The 18,144-nt window shown below is 73.3% G+C and carries 18 protein-coding genes; 10 read left to right on the top strand and 8 right to left on the bottom strand.

Translation table 11 applies throughout. The annotated features are described in order from the left end of the window. Positions 1 to 32: 32 nt before the first annotated feature. Positions 33 to 1,772 carry a DUF2207 domain-containing protein gene (locus C229_RS0123155; RefSeq protein WP_018657499.1) on the bottom strand — a complete coding sequence of 580 codons (1,740 nt, stop codon included), beginning with the start codon at positions 1,770 to 1,772 and terminating at the stop codon, positions 33 to 35. Positions 1,773 to 1,835: 63 nt separating this feature from the next. Here C229_RS0123155 and C229_RS0123150 point away from each other — a divergent pair, with 63 nt between their 5' ends. The 4 genes from C229_RS0123150 to C229_RS0123135 all read left to right on the top strand — a co-directional run bounded on the left by C229_RS0123150 (position 1,836) and on the right by C229_RS0123135 (position 4,386). Continuing rightward, positions 1,836 to 2,768 carry a neutral zinc metallopeptidase gene (locus tag C229_RS0123150; RefSeq protein ID WP_018657498.1) on the top strand — a complete coding sequence of 311 codons (933 nt, stop codon included), beginning with the start codon at positions 1,836 to 1,838 and terminating at the stop codon, positions 2,766 to 2,768. Positions 2,769 to 2,856: 88 nt separating this feature from the next. Beyond that, the gene (locus C229_RS31545) at positions 2,857 to 3,288 is read left to right on the top strand and encodes a helix-turn-helix domain-containing protein (protein WP_018657497.1); all 432 of its coding nucleotides are present in this window, start codon (positions 2,857 to 2,859) and stop codon (positions 3,286 to 3,288) included. Next, on the top strand, positions 3,285 to 3,830 hold the full coding sequence (locus C229_RS0123140) for a hypothetical protein (protein ID WP_018657496.1): 546 nt from the start codon (positions 3,285 to 3,287) through the stop codon (positions 3,828 to 3,830). Before C229_RS31545 ends, C229_RS0123140 begins: the two co-directional genes overlap by 4 nt. Before the next feature lie 202 nt (positions 3,831 to 4,032). Beyond that, entirely contained in the window at positions 4,033 to 4,386 is a 354-nt protein-coding gene (locus C229_RS0123135) for a DUF2516 family protein (RefSeq protein ID WP_240487373.1), read from the top strand. 4 nt (positions 4,387 to 4,390) lie between these two features. Here the strand turns inward: C229_RS0123135 and C229_RS0123130 are convergent, their stop codons facing one another. Next, positions 4,391 to 5,107 carry an SGNH/GDSL hydrolase family protein gene (locus C229_RS0123130; protein WP_018657494.1) on the bottom strand — a complete coding sequence of 239 codons (717 nt, stop codon included), beginning with the start codon at positions 5,105 to 5,107 and terminating at the stop codon, positions 4,391 to 4,393. A 91-nt stretch (positions 5,108 to 5,198) separates the two neighbouring features. Beyond that, positions 5,199 to 6,341, bottom strand: coding sequence for an alanine racemase (locus C229_RS0123125; protein WP_018657493.1), 1,143 nt, complete (start codon positions 6,339 to 6,341; stop codon positions 5,199 to 5,201). 185 nt (positions 6,342 to 6,526) lie between these two features. Between C229_RS0123125 and C229_RS0123120 the strand changes: the two genes are divergently transcribed. Both C229_RS0123120 and C229_RS0123115 read left to right on the top strand, forming a co-directional pair. Further along, the gene (locus C229_RS0123120; protein WP_018657492.1) at positions 6,527 to 7,900 is read left to right on the top strand and encodes a hemolysin family protein; all 1,374 of its coding nucleotides are present in this window, start codon (positions 6,527 to 6,529) and stop codon (positions 7,898 to 7,900) included. Next, positions 7,900 to 8,925, top strand: a complete 1,026-nt coding sequence (locus C229_RS0123115) for a hemolysin family protein (RefSeq protein ID WP_018657491.1) — start codon at positions 7,900 to 7,902, stop codon at positions 8,923 to 8,925. The genes C229_RS0123120 and C229_RS0123115 overlap by 1 nt, the downstream gene beginning before the upstream one ends. 103 nt (positions 8,926 to 9,028) lie before the next feature. On the opposite strand, the gene C229_RS0123110 is transcribed toward C229_RS0123115, so the two are convergent. Next, positions 9,029 to 9,922, bottom strand: coding sequence for a cytochrome d ubiquinol oxidase subunit II (locus C229_RS0123110; protein ID WP_018657490.1), 894 nt, complete (start codon positions 9,920 to 9,922; stop codon positions 9,029 to 9,031). Further along, positions 9,919 to 11,310, bottom strand: a complete 1,392-nt coding sequence (locus C229_RS0123105; RefSeq protein ID WP_026314078.1) for a cytochrome ubiquinol oxidase subunit I — start codon at positions 11,308 to 11,310, stop codon at positions 9,919 to 9,921. Before C229_RS0123105 ends, C229_RS0123110 begins: the two co-directional genes overlap by 4 nt. A gap of 92 nt (positions 11,311 to 11,402) precedes the next feature. On the opposite strand from C229_RS0123105, the gene C229_RS0123100 reads away from it, so the two are divergent. Both C229_RS0123100 and C229_RS0123095 read left to right on the top strand, forming a co-directional pair. Continuing rightward, positions 11,403 to 11,786: a BlaI/MecI/CopY family transcriptional regulator gene (locus tag C229_RS0123100; protein WP_205624537.1), complete on the top strand. Its 384-nt coding sequence runs from the start codon at positions 11,403 to 11,405 to the stop codon at positions 11,784 to 11,786. After that, a complete protein-coding gene (locus tag C229_RS0123095) occupies positions 11,783 to 12,691 on the top strand; it encodes a M56 family metallopeptidase (protein WP_018657487.1) in 909 nt (302 codons plus the stop codon). Before C229_RS0123100 ends, C229_RS0123095 begins: the two co-directional genes overlap by 4 nt. Here the strand turns inward: C229_RS0123095 and C229_RS0123090 are convergent. The 3 genes from C229_RS0123090 to C229_RS0123080 all read right to left on the bottom strand — a co-directional run bounded on the left by C229_RS0123090 (position 12,648) and on the right by C229_RS0123080 (position 15,810). Next, positions 12,648 to 14,066: a DHA2 family efflux MFS transporter permease subunit gene (locus C229_RS0123090; protein WP_018657486.1), complete on the bottom strand. Its 1,419-nt coding sequence runs from the start codon at positions 14,064 to 14,066 to the stop codon at positions 12,648 to 12,650. The genes C229_RS0123095 and C229_RS0123090 overlap by 44 nt on opposite strands. A 73-nt stretch (positions 14,067 to 14,139) precedes the next feature. Further along, positions 14,140 to 14,619, bottom strand: a complete 480-nt coding sequence (locus tag C229_RS0123085) for a MarR family winged helix-turn-helix transcriptional regulator (protein WP_240487372.1) — start codon at positions 14,617 to 14,619, stop codon at positions 14,140 to 14,142. Positions 14,620 to 14,682: 63 nt separating this feature from the next. Then, positions 14,683 to 15,810 carry an RsbRD N-terminal domain-containing protein gene (locus tag C229_RS0123080; RefSeq protein WP_018657484.1) on the bottom strand — a complete coding sequence of 376 codons (1,128 nt, stop codon included), beginning with the start codon at positions 15,808 to 15,810 and terminating at the stop codon, positions 14,683 to 14,685. A gap of 64 nt (positions 15,811 to 15,874) precedes the next feature. Here C229_RS0123080 and C229_RS0123075 point away from each other — a divergent pair, with 64 nt between their 5' ends. Together C229_RS0123075 and C229_RS0123070 are read left to right on the top strand one after the other, a co-directional pair. Continuing rightward, positions 15,875 to 16,204 (top strand): hypothetical protein, encoded by a 330-nt coding sequence (locus C229_RS0123075; RefSeq protein WP_018657483.1) that lies wholly within the window; start codon positions 15,875 to 15,877, stop codon positions 16,202 to 16,204. Between the two features lie 125 nt (positions 16,205 to 16,329). Further along, positions 16,330 to 18,102: an FAD-binding dehydrogenase gene (locus C229_RS0123070; protein WP_018657482.1), complete on the top strand. Its 1,773-nt coding sequence runs from the start codon at positions 16,330 to 16,332 to the stop codon at positions 18,100 to 18,102. Positions 18,103 to 18,144: the final 42 nt, after the last annotated feature.

Genomic DNA, 18,144 nt, shown 5'->3' with positions numbered 1-18,144 from the left:
ACCCGGACCCCTACCCCGTGCGGACGTTCTACTCAGAGCGCCCGCGACTGGGAGATCGACCCGGACGTCGTCAGCGTGAACATCCGCACCGACTCGGCGAACTTGGCCAGGTCCCACTCGGCCGGGCCCTCGTACCAGTACAGGTTGTCGGCGCCGGGCTCGCCCGCGTCCTCGACGGTCCGCGCCCACGGCGCCACGGTGTCGAACACGACCGCGTACGGGAGGAACCGGGAGAACAGCGCGATCTTCTGCGGGGACTCCATCGTGTCGGCGTCCGGCAGCTCGCCGCGCTCCAGGTAGGCCCGGAACCCGATCATGTGGGCGAGGACGGTGGAGCCCTGCGCGGTCTTGGCGGGCATGTACTGGCCGCCGTACGCCATCGCCGCCCCCGCGATGATCACCGCGATGCCCGCGAGCGCGACCTCCGTCGTCAGCGCCAGCGCGACCGTCGCCGCGATGCCGAGCACGGTCAGCACGATGCCGGAGATCGTCCAGCGTGAGCGGGTCGTGTCGGGGCGCCGCGCGAACCAGCCCTGCTCGACCACGTCGTCGTACATCGCCGACCGGACCGCCGCGAGCTGCGCCGCGAACGTCCCGCCCAGCTCCGACAGCGGCACGCGGGGCCGCGCGGTGCCGTCCGGCGCGGTGAACAGGGCGTCCAGCAGCAGCCGCTCGTAGCGGAGCAGGTCGTCGGCCGGGCGCTCCAGCCGCGCCAGCGACCAGTCCAGGCGGCCCTTGTCGGTCCGGTCGTGCTCCTCGACGAGCAGGTAGCCGCGCACGGCGAGGTCCACGATCGTCGCGGTGACGTCGATGACGTCCGCCTGCTCGTCGATGAGCGTGCCGATCTGGCCGGGCCGCACGCCGTCCGGGGGCTCGAACTCGGCCCCGGCCAGCGGCGCGTGGTCGCCCTCGGCGGCGTGCTTGCCGACCGTCCGCACGTCCCGCCCGCGCAGCAGGTAGAGCAGCACGAAGCCGCCGACGAGCAGCGCCAGCAGCCCGAGCAGCGCCGACCCGCTGACCGCGTTGACGGCGAACGCCGTCGCGGCCGTGTGCCGCCGCTCGTACAGCGGCTCGGCGCCGGTCGCGCCCGCCGGGAGGCCCGCGACGACGGTCAGGTGCTCGCCCGGCAGGAGCTGCTGCTGGTCGTAGATGCCCTGCGTCTTGGCGTGGTCGGTGTAGTACTGCGTGCAGCCGATCGCCGACTCGATCGGCCCGGCGAAGCAGTTGACGCTGCGGATCATCGTCGCGGCGTTCACGGTGACGTGCGCCTCGGTCACCGGGACGCGCCAGCCGCCCACGGCGGCCCAGCGCAGTTCCTCGGCCGCGCCCTGCGGCGCGATGACGCCGCGCAGTTCGTAGTCGAGCACGATCGTGCGACGTCCGGTCAGCTCGGCGGGCGCGGTGAGCCGGACGACGGTGTGCTCGTCCTCGACGGCGGTGCGGGCCGTGGCGGGGCCGCCGTCCGGGCTGGACGCGCGGACGTTCTGGACGCGGTAGACGCGGTCCTCGGTGACGCTGCGGTGGGTGCGGGTGACGAACCGGCGCTCCAGGCCCCGGCCGCCCCGGAAGTCGTAGACGATCGTCTCGCGGGCGCGGGCGGTGCCGTCGGCGCCGACGGTGATCGCCACGGTGTCCTTCAGGACGCGCTCACCGGCGGGCGGGGCGGCGTGCCGCTCGGCGGCGGCGGAGGTGGCGCCGAGGGGCGTGAGGGCTGCGGCCAGCAGGATCGTCAGCGTCTTGCGCAGGCGACCCGAGGTCGCGATACCCGACATGGGCGCAAAGCGTAGCGTCAAGCCGTGGGATGATTTTCCGCTATGGCAGGTCAACGTCCTGAAGTGGCCGCGTACCGCCTGCCTGCCCGGGGGAAGGGCGGGGACGGGCCGTACCGGTACGCCCCGCCGCGCCGTCCGCCGCGCCGCACGGCCGGGGGCACCGTCGCCGGGCTCATCGGCGGCGCGGCCGCCCTGTTCGTCCTCGGCATCCTCGGCTACACCGCCTACGACGCGTTCGCCGGGCAGGAACCGCCACACGGGGTGCGCGGCACCGTCCCGCCGCGCGAGGCGGCGACCGCGAGCCGCCTGTACCGGACGGGCGAGCTGCGCCCCGTCCAGTGCCGCCTGCCCGCGCTGACCGGCGAGCCCGGCTCGATGCGCGGCTTCATGGACGAACTGTCGGACTGCCTGGACGCCTCCTGGACGGGCCAGTTCGACCGGGGCGGCCTGCGCTACGCGCCGCCCCGCCGCGTCTTCTGGGAGCAGCCGGGCCGCAGCCCGTGCGGCTCGTACCCGAGCCCGGGGGCGTCGGCGTTCTACTGCCCGGCCAACAACACGATGTACGTGGGGCTGCGGCACGTCGTGGAGGCGTCGGCGGGGGAGTCGCTGCGCAACTACGCGGTGTTCGCGCGGGTCGTCGCGCACGAGTACGGCCATCACGTGCAGGACCGGGCGGGCATCCTGGCCTACGGGCACCGGCAGATGGAGCGCGCGGCGCCCGCCGCCCGCACCGAGACCAGCCGCCGCATCGAGTTGCAGGCGCAGTGCCTGGCGGGCGCGTTCCTCGGCGCCGAGCGGGCGACGCTGCCGCTGACGCGCCGCCAGTACGCGGCGATGATGGCCGACGTCCGCAGCCGTGGCGACGACCGCAAGCCCGCCGCCGAACGCGACCACGGATCGGGCCGCAACTACGCCGGCTGGCTCGCCGAGGGGGTCAGGAGCCGGGGTCCGGCGGCGTGCAACACGTGGGTCGTGGACTCCGCCCGCGTGTCCTGACCTGCGACGACGCTCCTGTGACTCGTCTCACGGCCGAATGCTAGCTGTAGCGCTTGCAATAGCAAGCACCCTGACGCAGGGTGGAGACATGGCAAGTACGAAGGTCGGCTCCATCGGGGAGTACATCCGGGAGCAGCGGACGCGGGCGAAGATCTCGCTCCGCCAGCTCGCGGACGTCTCGGGCATCTCCAACCCGTACCTGAGCCAGATCGAGCGGGGCCTGCGCAAACCGAGCGCGGAGATCCTCGCCCAGATCGCCAAGGGCCTGCGGATCTCCGCCGACACGCTCTTCGTGCAGGCGGGGATCCTGGAGGACCGCAGCGCCGACACCGAAGTGGAGGCGGCGCTCCGGGCCGACCTGCTCCTCACGGAGCGACAGCGGCAGGTGTTGCTCGACATCTACGAATCCTTCCGCAAGGAGAACGCGGCACTGGATTCCCTCGCGCCGGTCGAGACCGGGGAAACGCAGCCGCACTCGCCATCGAGCACCCGAGCCCTGAGAAAGGATGAGGCAGGATGACCCTCGCCAGCACTCTGCGTGACAACAAGGCCGTCTACACCGTCGCCGGCGTCGGCGACCTCGCCATCGAGAAGATCCGCGAGGTGCCCGGCCAGTTCGACAAGGCCCGCGGCAACGTGGACAAGTACCGCGGCGAGGCGCGCAAGAACGCCGGCAAGTACCGCGGCCAGGTCCGCGAGACCGTCGAGCGCTACCGCGTCGAGGCGCGCAAGAACGTCGACAAGTACCGGGGCGAGGCCCGCGAGAACGTCGAGAAGATCCAGGACCGCATCGAGGTCAAGGAGATCCCGGGCGTCGCCGTCGCGTACGTGACGCACTTCTCCACCCGCACCGTCGGCTTCATCGACGAGCTGGCCGAGCGCGGCAAGAAGGTCGTGCACCGCACCGCCGCCGAGGTCGCGGAGTCGGCCGAGGGCGTGGCCGAGGTGGCCGCGGGCGACGCCCGCAAGCCCGCCTCCAAGGTCAAGGCCGGTGAGGCCAAGAAGACCGCGCGCCAGCAGTCCAAGTCGACCGCGAGCACCACGCGCAAGAGCGGCTCCTGACGCCGTAGGCGCCTGAGCGGGAACGGGGCCCGGCCGGGAACATCCGGCCGGGCCCCGTCGTCTTCCGGGCAGGACGGGTTTTCCACAGGCCGGGCGCGCGGTCGCCGGAACGGACGCGCGCTGCGTAGGGTGTGGGCACCGGTCGTTGACCTCGCGGCGCCGCGCGCGCCGCCCGAATCCAAGACGGGAGCGCTGATCGACGGTGGCCCTTGGTGTGCTGGAGTACTTCTTCTGGGCGCTGCTGATTTTCGCGTTCGCGATGGAGGCATGGGCGCTGTTCGACTCGCTGACCGTCCCCGCGAACGCCTACCAGGCGGCCAGCAAGCAGAGCAAGAAGCTGTGGACGATCCTGCTCGGCGTCGCGACCGTCCTCGGGCTGGGCTTCGCGGTGATCCCGTTGCAGGGCGTGTCACCGATCGGCGCGCTGCTCGGCATCCTGCCGGTGGCGGCGTTCATCGTCGCGGCCGTCTACCTGGCCGACGTGCGCCCGGCCGTGAAGCAGTTCAAGAACCGGGGCAACCAGGGCGGGCGGTCGGGGCCGTACGGGCCCTGGTGAGGTCTCAGCGCGGCGCCGGGCTGCGCGTGACGTGCGGCCGGTCCAGGCCGAGCGTGCGCAGTTCGGTGGCCAGGCGCCCGGCCACGTAGCGGTTGCCCGCGTAGTTGGGGTGGATGCCGTCGGCGCGGATGTACTGCACGGCGTTGCCGGTGCGCTGCTTGACGTTGCCGGTGATCCAGCGTCCGGCGAGCGGGTCGACGAACGGCACCTTCACCTCGGCCGCGGCGGCGGCGATGACGTCGCGGACGGCCAGCGCCTTGGGCCCGGGGTCGCGTCCCCACATCGGCCCGAGCATCACGATCTTCGCGCGCGGATACCGCTGCCGCACGATCGCGACGAGTTCCTTGGCCTTGGCGGCGACGGCCGGTCCGGGCAGCACGACGTCGTTGTGCCCGCCTGCGAGCAGCACCAGGTCGGGGGCGGGCCGCCAGGCGAACTGCGCCTGGAACAGCGGCCCGAACGCCTTGGCGCCTCCGGCGGCGTAGCCCGATCCGGGGTTGCCGCCGATGATGATCTGCCAGCCGAGCAGCCGCGCGGTCTCGGCGGCGTAGGCGCGGTCGGCGGGCAGCCCGTGGATGCCGGTCGTGTAGCTGTCACCGATGGCGAACACGACGGCGGGCCGGGGCGCCTCCCGGGGCGCGGCCTTCTCGTCGCCGCACGCCGCGCCGGTCAGGACGACCGCCAGCGCCGCGCCGAGCCCCGCGTACCGCGTTCGCCGCACGATGCCCGCACCCCCGAAGTCTCGCTGCCGACAACGCTCGCGAATCCTACCCGCGCGTAACGAATCACCCGACGGCACGTGCGCGGAACGCTCAGTCGTCCAGGTACACGAACCGGGGCTCGGGATGCATGAGGAACCCGTGGTGCGAGATGTTCCACGCGTACGCCCCGGCCATCGCGAACGCGACGCGGTCCCCGACGGCGACGCGCCCGGCGGCGACGCGGCGCGCGAACACGTCCTTGGGCGTGCAGAGCTGCCCGACGAACGTGACGGGCTCGCCGCCGGTCGCGGGCCCGTCGCCGCCGCGCGGCAGGACGGCGCACGGCTGGTCGTGCCCCTTGGTGACGGGCGTCCGCAGGTGCATGGTGCCGCCGCGCAGGATCGCGAACCACTCGCCGTGCGCGCGCTTCACGTCGAGCACGTCGGTGACGTACCAGCCGCAGTACACGCTGAGCGCGCGGCCGGGCTCGATCCGCAGCGTCTCGCCCGGCCGCCGCAGCCCGGCGAGGCCGCGCGCGTACGCGGCCCAGTCGAACCGGGCGGCCGGGTCGGCGTAGTCGACGGCCATCCCGCCGCCCAGGTTGATCTCGGGCGCGGTCACGCCGTGCAGGAACGGCCGCGCCCAGCCGAGGATCTCCGCCGACTGCCGCACCATCGCGGCGGCGTCCAGCCCGGACGCCAGGTGCGCGTGCACGCCGCGCAGCCGCACGTGCGGGGCCGCCGCGAGGATCGGGCGGCACGCGTCGATCGCGGCCGGGTCCATGCCGAACGGGCCCGACATGGCCAGCGCCGCGCCCGCGCGGTCACCGGCGAGGTTGACCCGGAGCAGGACGCCGGCGTCCCGGCGCAGCGCGGCCAGCCGGGCCAGCTCGTGCGGGCTCTCGACGTGCAGCCGCTCGACCCCCGCGTCCAGCGCGGCGGCCAGCTCGGCGTCGGTCTTGCCGGGGCCGCCGAACGCCAGCCGCGCGTCCGGCAGGACGGACCGGACGTGGGCCAGCTCACCCCCGGACGCGACCTCGACGCCGTCGGCGCACGGCGCCACGGCCGCGAGCACCGCCGGATCGGGGTTGGCCTTGGCCGCGTAGAAAAGCTCCGCGACGGGACGGACGTGCGCCGCGACGGCCCCCGCGTGCGCCCGCAACGCGGGCAGATCGTGCACGTAGGCGGGCAGATCGGACGGGGCCGCCGCCTCCGTCCAGGCCCGGACGCGGGGCGCGGTCAACGCGGTGATCATGGACTCTCCGATGCCGAGGGGGCGGTCGCGATGATCGCGGACCCCGGAGTCGGGTAGAACGTTACTTCCGACGGAACCCTCGCGGGGGTTCCACCGTTGTCACGGTGATCCATCCGACCAGAGAGAGACATGGACAGCGATTATCCCAAGAGGGCGCTCGCCGCCCGGCGCCGGAGCGCCGAACGGTGATCACCGCCCTCTCCCTTCTGCTGGGCGTCGCCGTGGTGTTGCTCATCACCGCCGCCACCGGCTACTTCGTCGCCCAGGAATTCGCCTACATGGCCGTGGACCGCTCACGGCTCAACGTGCGCGCCGGTGAGGGGGACGCCGCCGCGTCCCGTGCCCTCGCCGTCACCCGCCGCACCTCGTTCATGCTGTCGGGCGCCCAGCTCGGCATCACCGTCACCGGGCTGCTCGTCGGCTATGTCGCCGAGCCGCTCATCGGCCGCGCCTTCGGCACCATGCTCGGCGGCGTCGGCGTTCCCGAGGGGACGGGCGTCGTCCTCGGCACCGTCCTGGCGCTCGCCTTCTCCACCCTGGTGCAGATGCTCTTCGGGGAGCTGTTCCCGAAGAACCTGGCCATCGCGCGGCCCGAGCCGGTCGCGCGCTGGCTCTCGCGCTCCACGATCATCTACCTGAAGCTGTTCGGCTGGCTGATCTGGATCTTCGACCAGTCGTCCAACGTGCTGCTGCGCGCCTTGCGCATCGAGCCCGTGCACGACGTGGAGCACTCCGCGACCGCCGCCGACCTGGAGCACATCGTCGCGGACTCGCGGCGCAGCGGCGACCTCCCCAAGGACCTGTCGATCCTGCTCGACCGCATCCTGGACTTCCCGACCCGCGACGTCGAGCACGCGATGATCCCCCGATCCCGCACCGACGTCGTCGAGCAGGACCAGAGCATCGCGGACGTCCGGCACCTCATGGCGACCGGCCACTCCCGCTACCCCGTCCTCAACGAGGAGGACGAGATCCTCGGCGTCGTCCACCTGGACGACGTGCTCGGCGCTCCCGACAACAAGGCCCCCGCCGTGGAGATCATGCGCCCGGCGACGGTGCTGCCCACCCTCATGACCCTCCCGGACGCGCTCCGCGCCCTGTCGGAGCGGCGTGAGGAACTGGCGTGCGTCGTGGACGAGTTCGGCGGCTTCGCCGGAATCCTCACCGTCGAGGACATGGCCGAGGAACTCGTCGGTGAGATCACCGACGAGCACGACACCGACGAGCCGGACGAGTTCGCCGTCCGCGACGGCGACGACTGGATCATCCCCGGTGACGTCCACGTCGACGAGGTGGAGCGGGCGATCGACCACGACCTGCCCGAGGGCGACTACGAGACCCTGGCGGGCCTGGTCATCGCCGCCTACGGCGCGCTGCCCGACCCGGGCACCGAGCTGGACGTCGAGCTGCCCGCCGACCCGGCCGACCTCGTCCACACCGACGAGCCGCCCAAGCGGTTCGTGCACGTGACGATCCTGGAGGTCGACAACCACGTGCCGTCCTCGATCCGGCTGCGGGTCGTCGAGCCCGAACCCGGCGACGCGGAGGAGGAGGACTGATGGACAACCCCGGATTCGTCCTCACCGCGACCGTCCTGATCATCGCGGCGAGTGCGTTCTTCGTCGCGATCGAGTTCGCGCTGATCGCCGCCCGCCGGCACCGGCTGGAGGACGCCGCGCCGACGAGCCGGTCGGCCCGCGCGGCGCTGCGCAGCGCGTCGGAGCTGACCGTGCTGCTGGCGGGCGCGCAGCTCGGCATCACCGTCTGCACGCTGGCGCTCGGCGCGATCACCAAACCGGCCGTGCACCACTGGCTGACGCCGCTGATGGAGTCGGCGGGCCTGCCGCTGTGGCTGGCGGACGCGGGCGGCTTCGTGCTGGCCCTCGTCATCGTCACGTTCCTGCACCTGGTGGTGGGGGAGATGGCGCCCAAGTCGTGGGCCATCGCCCATCCGGAGCGGTCGGCGACGCTGCTGTCGCTGCCGATGCGGGCGTTCATGTGGCTGACGCGGCCGCTGCTGCGCGGCCTGAACCGGGCGGCGAACCGCTGCCTGCGCTGGGTGGGCGTGCAGGCCGCTGACCAGGTCGCCTCGGGGCAGAACCCCGACGACCTGCGGCACCTGGTGGAGTACTCGGCGAACGTCGGCGCGCTGGACGAGCGGTACTCGGCGCAGCTCTCGGGCGCGCTCGACCTGCGCACGCTGACCCTGCGCGACCTCGTCGTCGCGGGCGCGACGCTCACCACGGTTCCGTCCGACGCGACGGCCGCCGACGTGCAGGAGTCCAGCCGCGTGTCGGGCCACCTGCGCATCCTGGTGGCGGGCCGGGCGGGGGCGTGGGGCGTCGTGCACGTCCGCGACACGCTCGACCTGGCCGACGACGCGCCGATCACGGCGCTGACGCGCCCGGCGAACAAGCTGCCGGGCGACACCACGGTGTACTCGGCGCTGGCGCAGATGCGCGAGACGAGCAACCAGCTCGCGCTCGTCATGGACGAGGACGCGGTGACGGGCGTGGTGACGATCACCGACGTGCTGCACCGGCTGTTCCCGCGCGCGGAGGAGGAGCCCGCGCCCACGGTGTGAAACGGGGGCGGGACACCGGGCTGTGGCTATGGCGCCCGGTGTCCCGCCCTCGGTGCGTCCGGGAGGGGGCTGGTTGCCGACCGTGGCCCCTCCCGTCCGCGGGTCATCGTCCAGGGGCGCCCTCCCGCTGGAAGAGGACGTACAGCCAGACCATGGACGGCACGAGGATCACCGCGCCGGCCCCGAGCGCGACGAACACCACCTGAAGGACGGCGTCGTGCGCGGCGGAGGCGTGCAGGTCGAGGCCCGCCATCGCCACGCCGCCCCACAGGACGGTGACGACGGCGAGCGCTCCGGTGACCCGCACGGCGAGCAGGTGGTGCCGGGCGACCAGGACCAGCGACACGATCCCGGCGACGGCCGACACCGCGATGAGCGGTGAGCCGACGCCGAGCAGCGCGGCGCCCGGCAGGGCGAGCAGCCCGACGGCGGCGCCGGAGATCAGCGCGTAGCCGCGGAACCGCAGCGCGGTGTCGCGGTCGGCGAGGCGCCGGGCGTCCCACAGCAGGTAGACGGCGGCCAGGTAGGCGCACAGCGCGGTGGTGAGGACGCCGCCGTACAGGCCGTGGCCGCCGAGCCAGGACGTGCCGCCGGTGGCCAGGACGGTCGCGACGGCGCCGAAGCAGAACGGCGTCAGCACCGAGGAGACCCCGAAGATCCAGGCGTACCACCCCTGGTCGGGCACGGCCTTGGCGAACACGAACGTGGAGCCGCGCGCGACGATGCCGAGCGCGGCCAGCGACAGCGGCACCCAGTGCGTGGACATGATGTCGGCGAAGACGGGCGGGAACGCCGTCCACGTCATCACCATGACGAAGATCAGCCAGACGTGGTTGGCCTCCCACAGCGGGCCCATGGCGTGTTCGATGACGTCCCGGTCGGCGCGGCGGCGGGCGACCAGGTGCCAGAGCCCGGCGCCGAAGTCGGCGCCGCCGAACAGCAGGTAGGCGGACAGGCCCAGCAGGATGAGGGCGACGGCGGCGTCGGCGTAGGTCATCGGACGGGCTCCGGCTCACGGTCGTCGGCGGGTGCGGCGGTCTCCTCGGGGCGGCGGCGCATCCGCCGCAGCACGCTGACGGTCGCGACGGCCAGCAGCGTGTAGACGACGAGGACGATGTACAGCCCGAACCGCAGCCCGGGGTTGGGGTTGACGGCCTCCTCGGTCCGCATGACGCCGTAGACGATCCACGGCTGCCGCCCGACCTCGGTCACGGTCCATCCGGCCTCCATGGCGACGCACGCGGCGACGCCGGCGACGAGGGCGGCGCGCAGGAACCACGGGTGCCAGGGCAGGTCGCGCCCGGCGCCGAGCCGTCCGGCGCGTCCGGCGGCGCGGCGGCGGCGCAGCCAGGCCAGGCCCCAGAAGGCGGCCAGGGCCAGCAGGAACATCCCGATCGTGATCATCACTTCGAAGCCGAACTTGACCACTTCGGCGGGCGGGTGCTGGTCCTCGGGGAAGGCGTCCAGGCCGCGCAGCGTGGCGTGCGCGTCGAACTTGAGCAGCAGCGACAGCGCGTTGGGGATCTCGAACACCGCGAACTTGAACGGGACGCCCGCCTGCGTGTGCTCGATGCCCTCCATGGCGGCGAACTTGATCGGCTGGTTGTCGGCGACGAACCGCGACGCCCAGTCGCCGACGAGCACCTGGAGCGGCGCGCAGACGGCGCCGAGCGTGAACGGGATCGCGAAGCCGAGCCGGTGGTAGCGGTCGACGCGTCCGGCGCGGCGGTCGCGCAGCAGCGCGAACGCGTACACCGACGCGACCGTGAACCCGCACACCATGAGCGAGGCGAGGATGAGGTGGACGGCCTGCACGGGCGTGGCCGGGTTGAACATGGCGGCGAGCGGGTCCACGTCGGTGACCTCGCCGTCCACGAGGCGGAAGCCGCGCGGCTGGTTCATCCACGAGTTGACGGTGACGACGAACGACGCCGACAGGATGCCGCCGACCACGACCGGGATGCCGGTGAGGAAGTGGACCTTGGGCGGCAGCCGGTCGAACCCGTACAGGTAGATGCCCATGAAGATCGCCTCGATGAAGAAGGCGATGCCCTCCAGCGCGAACGCGGCGCCGAACACCTGCCCGTACTTGTCCATGAAGCCGGGCCACAGCGTGCCCATCTCGAAGGACAGGACGGTCCCGGAGACGGCGCCGACCGCGAACAGGACGCCCGCGGCCTTCATCCAGCGGCGGGCCAGTTCGGTGTAGACGGGGTCGCCGGTGCGCAGGGAGCGCCAGTGGGCGAGGAGGGTCAGCGCCGGGAGCCCGATGCCGATGGACGCCAGGATGATGTGGAATCCGAGCGTGAACGCCATCTGCTGCCGGGCGGCCATGAAGTCGGCCGGAGTGGCGGCGCCGTCCGCGAGAACCTGTAGTGTGCTCACGCCACGGACTGTAGTACTACGAGTCGTAGTACTACAGCTCGTACTACTACCTCGTGTGGTGACATCGCTCTCAGTCGGTTAACCTGGACGTCGTGAAGGGTCTAGGAGAGCTTGAACGCACGGTCATGGAGGTCATCTGGGCGCGGGAGGACGCCTCCGGAGCCACCGCGCGCGACGTCAGCCGCGCGCTCTCCGCCGACCGCGACCTCGCGCACACCACCGTCATGACCGTCCTCGACCGGCTGGCCAAGAAGGGCTTCCTGCGCCGTGAGCGCGACGGCCGCGCCTGGCGCTACCGTCCCGCCGCCAGCCGCGAGGGCTACGTCGCCGAACTGATGCTCGGCGCCCTCAACGAGACCGGCGACCGCGACGCCGCGCTCGCGCACTTCGTCCGGTCCGTGTCCAGCGACGAGATCGACGTGCTCCGCCAGGCCCTCGACGGACTCACCTCCTCCGGCAAGGAGCCACCGTCATGACCGGCGCGGCCCTGCTCGCCCTGCTCGCGGTCGGCACCGTCGGCGGCGCCCACCTGCTCGCCCGCGCCCGCTGGACGTGGCGCGCCCCGCGCCTCGGCATCGCGCTCTGGCAGGCCCTCGGGCTGAGCTGGGGCGTCGCCACGATCGGCGCGCTGCTCGGCTTCGCGCTGCTGCCCTACCGGCGCGGCATCGCCTACGGCGTCCCCGGCCTCATCGGCGACCAGGCCGCCCGGATGGGCGCCCCGCACGTCGCGGCGCTGCTCGCCGCCATCGGGCTGACGGTCGTCCTGGTCGTCATGCTCGTGTTCGCGATCGTGCGCGTCGTGCGGGCGCGGCGGCGGCACCGGGCGCTGCTGTCGCTGGTGTCCCGGCGCGACTCGGCCGTGCCCGGCACGCTCGTCCTCGACCACCCGGGCGCCGCCGCGTACTGCGTGCCCGGGGTGCGCTCGTCGAAGGTCGTCGTCAGCGCGGGCACGCTCGCCCTGCTCGACGCCGACGAGCTGGCCGCCGTCCTCGCGCACGAGCGCGCGCACGCGCGCGAGCGGCACGACCTCGTCCTGCTGCCGTTCGCGTCGCTGCGGCAGGTGTTCCCGCAGATCGGCCTGGTCGGCCGCTGCCTGGACGCCGTCGAACTGCTCATCGAGATGGCCGCCGACGACCGCGCCCGCCGCCACCGCCCGCCCCGCGAGCTGGCGACGGCGCTGCTGCGCTTCGCCGCCGCCCGCCCGGGCCCGGCGCCGTCGGGCACGCTCGGCGTCGCCTCACCCGACGACATGCCGGTCATGGCCCGGGTGAACCGGCTGATCACCCCGAACCCGGTCGGCCGCCCCGCCCGTTTCGCGGCGGGCCTGGCCGTCCCGGTCATCGCGACACTGCCGCTCTTCCTGTACGTCCTGCCGCACTAGCGGCGGCGCGGGGGCTGCGGAGCAGGGCGAGGGCGAGCAGGAGGGCCAGGCCGAGCAGGACGGCGCCGCCGTTGAAGCCCCAGCGGTAGCCGGTGTTCAGGGCCTCGGCGCCCGGCCCGCCGTGCGCCGCCGCCAGGGACGTGAAGGCGGCGACGCCGAGCGCCGCGCCGACCTGTTGGGTGGTGTTGAACAGGCCCGAGGCGACGCCCGCGTCCTCCGGGCGGGCGGCCGACATGGCCAGGCCCGTCAGCGCGGGCATCGCCAGCCCGAACCCGGCGGACAGCAGCATCAGCGGCAGGACGTCGACGACGTAGGTCGCGTCCACCGGGAGGCGGGCCAGGAAGACGCGGGCGGCCAGCAGCAGCACCAGCCCCGTGACGAGCATGGCGCGCTCCCCGAACCGGGTGATGAGCCGCGCCGACAGCAGCAGGGAGCCCGCGCCGATCGCGACGGCCGCCGGGAGCATCGCCAGGCCCGTCCGGAGCGCGGAGTAGCCGAGGACGTTCTGGAGATACAGCGCGATCAGCACCTGGAAGCTGAACAGCGCCCCGAGCATGAGCATCTGGACGAGGTTCGCGGCCCACACGTTCCGGACGCGGACCAGGCGCGGCGGCAGCAGCGGCGCGGCGGCCCGCGTCTGGCGGACGGCGAACGCGGCGACGAGCAGCGCCGCGAGCCCGCCCGCGCCGAGCGTGCCGGGGGCCGTCCAGCCCGCGTGCCCGGCCTGCCCGATCGCGTACACGCCGAGCATGAGCCCGCCGGTGATCAGCACGGCGCCGAGCGCGTCGGCGCCCGCCCGCAGCCCGGTGCCCTTGTCGGCGGGCAGCGCCCGCAGCGCGAGGACGATCGCGGCGGCGCCGATCGGCAGGTTGATCAGGAACACCGCCTCCCAGCCGAGCCCGTCGGTGAGGAACCCGCCGAGCACCTGCCCGATCGACGCCCCGGCCGCGCCGGTGAACGCGAACGCCCCGAACGCCCTGGCGCGCTCGGCGGGCGCGGGGAACAGCACGCTGATCATGCCGAGGGAGACGGCCGACGCCAGCGCGCCGCCCGCGCCCTGGAGGAACCGCGCGGCGACGAGCATGCCCGGGTTCACCGCGAGCCCGCACAGCAGGGAGGCGGCGGTGAACACGGCGAGGCCGGCGAGGAAGACGGCGCGGCGGCCGAGCAGGTCCCCGAGGCGGCCCGCGAAGAGCATGAGGCCGCCGAAGGCGATGACGTAGGCGGTGACCGTCCAGCTCAGACCGGCGGGGGAGAAGCCGAGGTCGGCCTGGACGGCGGGCAGCGCCACGGTGACGATGCTGCCGTCGAGGACGACCATGAGCGACGCCGCGCACAGCACGGCGAGGGCGAGGGTTCGGGATGGGGCGGACATCGGGCGTCCTCCTGTCATTGGGAACAGGAAGAACGCTAGTGGATCATCCGCTAAAAAACCATCTGCTACAAAACTATTTCTGACGTTCCCGGGCCCGGCGCACCCCGCGCGGCGCCTCGGCGGGCGTCGCGAGATGCCCCTCGGCCAGCCGCTTCATCGCCCGCACGAACACCTCCCGCTCGTCCTCGGCCAGCGCCCCGAGCACCGCGTCGTGCACCCCGTCCACGATCTTCTGGCTGCGCTCGGCGACCTTCGCGCCCGCCGCCGTCACCGAGATGATCCGCGCCCGCCGGTCGGTGCTGGACGGCCGCCGCTCGGCGTACCCGGCCTTCTCCAGCGCGTCCACGGTCGCGACCATGGTCGTCTTGTCCATGTCGCCGATCTCCGCGAGCTGGATCTGCGTCCGCTCCTCCTCCAGCGCGTGCACCAGCACGCAGTGCATCCGCGCCGTCAGCCCGATCTCGTCGAGCGCCGCCGCCATCTGCGTCCGCAGCACGTGCGTCGTGTGGTCGAACAGGAACGAGAGATCCACCGCGGCACGTGCCGGAGCCATCGACGTCATCCCTCCACCCTAACCGTTAGGTCCGTACCAGATAATCCAAATCCTTCCCAAGCCTCACGCCGTGGTCAGCCACGTGTGCAGCGACCACCACCAGCGCAGCGTGTCGAGGACCGTGGTGGGCGCGAGCGGCGTGCCGGTGAGCCGGTGGAAGCGAGTCAGGCGGTAGCGGATCGTGTTGGGGTGGGCGTGCAGCGCGGCGGCGGTCTGGTCGAGGCGCTGGCCGTGGTCCAGGAACGTCAGGGCCGTCTGGGCGATCTCGCGGTGGAACGTGTCGGCGCGGTCCAGGCCCGCCAGCAGCGTGCCGCACAGGACGGCCGCCAGCACCGGCTGCGCGGCGAGCGCCGTCTCGCCCGCCAGGTCGGCCAGCGTGTGGACGCCGGTCGCGCCGCGCTGCTCGGCCGTGCGGACGGCCGCGCTGAGCGCGCCGTGCAGCGGACGGATGTCCGCGAGCGGCGCGGCGGGCGTCGTGACGATCAGCGCGTCGGCGCGCAGCGACGCCGGAAGACGCGGCGTCAACCCCGTCAGACGGCCCTCGACCAGCCCGAACACGCCGCCCGCGCCCGACAGGCGCTGCTCCAGGACGCGCGCCAGCACCGGGTCGCTCACCGTGGACAGCACGCAGTGGTGCGGCAGGTCCGGGTCGAGGCCCGCGCGGGCGACCTCGTCGGCGGGCGGCGGCGGACCGTCCGCCAGCAGCAGGCGGCGCAGCACCTGCGTGCGGACGTCGCGCGCCGTGCGGGACAGCGCCAGCTCCGCCGTGTGGTAGCCGTTGATCACGTGGCGTTCGAGCGTGTCGGTGTAGTGCTTGCCCGCCAGCACCGAATCCAGCACCACGTCGTCCGGGACGCCCGCCGCGCGGGCCCGCGCCACGACGATCTCGATCGCGCGGGACCGGCCCGCCTGCACGCCCTGGATCAGCGACGTGATCGGCACGCCCTGCGCCGCCCGGTCCGAGCCGAGCGCCGCCGCCGCGTCGAACTCGGCGGCGTCCTCGTCCTCGAACCAGCCGTGCGCGGCGCCGAGCATCGCCACGATGTGCCGCCGCGTCTCGGCGACCGGCAGCCGCGCCACCCCGGGCGAGTGCTCCCGCGCCGTCGCGACGACGTCCGCGATCACGTCCTCGTCCTCGGCCATCGACCGCAGGATTCCGGCGAGCAGCCCGCGGTTCACCTCGGCGGCCATCGGCTCCGCCCTTCCGCCTGTGATACCCGGCACAGTAACAGGCGACCTCCCGGCCGGTGCTAGCGTGATCTTCGTGCTGAGCGCGGACGAGGACTTTCGGCGGGTCGGGGCGGAACTGGCCGACCTGGGGGTGGGCATCTCCCGGATGATGGGCAGCCCCGCCCTCAAGGACCGCAACGGGAAGGTGTTCGCGAGTCTCCAGCGCGACGGCGCGATGGTGTTCCGGCTCGTCCGCGACACCGCCGAGCACGCCGAGGCGCTCGGCCTGCCCGGGGCGGCGCTGTTCGACCCGTCCGGGATGGGCCGCGAGATGCGCGACTGGGTCGTCGTGCCCCACGCGTCGGCCGCCCGGTGGACCGACCTCGCCGAGGCCGCGCTGAGCCGCCCGCGCTGATCCCGCCCGTTGTGGGCGGCCTCCAACGGGGTGCGGCGGGCGTTGGGGATCGCGGACTACCGCTCGGTAGGGCCCGGCTGGTTGCCTGTGAGGTCCCCGCCCCCCTCGTCGGAAGGCCCACCCCCATGGACGAGAACCCCACCACCCTCACCCGCCGCGGCGCGCTCGTCGCGGGCGGCACGCTCGCCGCGACCGCGGCGCTGCCGCTGCACCACGCCGCCGGAGCGCCCGCGCAGGACGCCGACGCGATCGTCGTCGGCGGCGGCCTGGCCGGGCTCGTCGCCGCCGCCGAACTCGCCGACGCCGGGCGCAAGGTCCTGCTGCTCGACCAGGAGCCCGAGCAGAGCCTCGGCGGGCAGGCGTTCTGGTCGTTCGGCGGCCTGTTCTTCGTCGACTCGCCCGAGCAGCGGTTCATGGGCGTCAAGGACTCCCGCGACCTGGCCTGGGCCGACTGGCGCGGCACCGCCGGGTTCGACCGGGGCGTCACCGACCCCGCCGGACAGGACCACTGGGCCTACAAGTGGGCCGAGGCGTACGTGAACTTCGCGTCCGGGGAGAAGCGGGCATGGCTCAGCAAGATGGGCATGCAGTGGTTCCCGATCCCCGGCTGGGCCGAGCGCGGCGGCTACCTCGCCGACGGGCACGGCAACTCCGTGCCGCGCTTCCACATCACGTGGGGCACCGGGCCCGGCGTCGTCGAGCCGTTCGAGAAGCGGGTGCGGGACGCGGTGAAGAAGGGCCGCGTCGAGTTCCGGTTCCGGCACCGCGTGGACGGGCTGACCATCACCAACGGCGCCGTGGACGGGGTGCGCGGCGCCGTCCTGGAGCCGAGCGACGCCAAGCGCGGGACGAAGTCGTCGCGCACGGTCGTCGGGGAGTTCGAGCTGCACGCGCCCGTCGTCATCGTGACGTCCGGCGGGATCGGCGCGAACTTCGACCTCGTCCGGCAGAACTGGCCGTCGCGGCTCGGGACGCCGCCCGAGCGGATGATCGCGGGCGTGCCCGAGCACGTGGACGGCCGGATGCTCGGCATCACCGAGGCGGCGGGCGGCCGGGTGGTGAACCGCGACCGGATGTGGCACTACACCGAGGGCATCCAGAACTACGACCCGATCTGGGCGCGGCACGGCATCCGCATCCTGCCGGGGCCCTCGTCGCTGTGGCTGGACGCGCGCGGCAAGCGCTTCCCGGTGCCGAACCTGCCCGGGTTCGACACGCTCGGCACCCTCGGCACGATCATGCAGTCCGGGTACGACTACTCCTGGTTCGTCGCCACCCAGAAGATCATCGAGAAGGAGTTCGCGCTGTCGGGCTCCGAGCAGAACCCCGACCTGACGAACAAGGACATTCCGCTCACGCTGTCGCGGATCTGGCAGAGTCCCGAGCCGGTCGAGCGGTTCAAGAAGCGCGGCGCGGACTTCGTCGTCGCGAACACCCTGCCCGATCTGGTCGCGGGCATGAACCGGCTGACGGGCACGAACCTCATCGACCTGGCCGACCTGCGCCGCCAGATCGAGGACCGCGACCGGCAGATCGACAACCCGTTCGGCAAGGACCTCCAGGTCATGGCGATCCATAACGCCCGCGAGTACCGGGGCGACCAGCTCTCCCGCACCGCGAGCCCGCACAAGATCCTCGACCCGAAGAACGGCCCGCTCATCGCCGTCCGGCTCAACATCCTCACCCGCAAGACGCTCGGCGGCCTCCAGACGGACCTGTCCGGCCGCGTCCTCGGCGCGAACGGCTCCCCGATCCCCGGCCTCTACGCGGCGGGCGAGGTCGCCGGGTTCGGCGGCGGCGGCGTCCACGGCTACCGCTCCCTGGAGGGCACCTTCCTCGGCGGCTGCCTCTTCTCCGGCCGCACCGCCGGCCGCGCCGCCGCCACGGCAACCGCCTGACCCACCCGCCGCCCCGACCACCACCGGGGCGCCGCGCACGAA

The organism is Actinomadura flavalba DSM 45200, assembly GCF_000374305.1.
GTDB classification, from domain to species: Bacteria; Actinomycetota; Actinomycetes; order Streptosporangiales; family Streptosporangiaceae; genus Spirillospora; species Spirillospora flavalba.
Note: the sequence above shows the minus strand (reverse complement) of the source record. Positions and strands in the feature narration are given on the sequence as shown.